This window comes from Vallitalea maricola, from assembly GCF_036985595.1.
GTDB lineage: Bacteria > Bacillota > Clostridia > Lachnospirales > Vallitaleaceae > Vallitalea > Vallitalea maricola.
This window is the reverse complement of the sequence record NZ_BTPU01000247.1, coordinates 1-289: the sequence shown is the minus strand read 5'-3', so window position 1 is coordinate 289 and position 289 is coordinate 1. Positions and strand designations below refer to the sequence as shown.

Genomic DNA, 289 nt, shown 5'->3' with positions numbered 1-289 from the left:
AACCTATATAAATGTTGTAGAGACTATCTACAACATTTATATAGGTTTTCTGCCTGTTCTTATATTTTGTAGATACCTTATTATTTATTAATAAACATAGATTTTTTTGTTCAAAAGGCGATTCAAGAGTCAATCCATAATTCTTTTCATTGCCTCCAAGTATCTTGACAAAATAATCCATAGGCGTTAAGGTAGCCGAAAAAAGCACAGTAGACTTTGCATTTCCCATATAATCCCTTAGATTCCCTGATGGATCCAAGCAAAAAAGCTTCATCAATACATCATCTTG

General features: G+C 31.8%; 1 pseudogene. It reads right to left on the bottom strand.

The window, feature by feature from the left end:
* Positions 1-289 (bottom strand): annotated as a pseudogene (locus tag AACQ14_RS24005) (ATP-dependent DNA helicase); the annotation flags it as partial.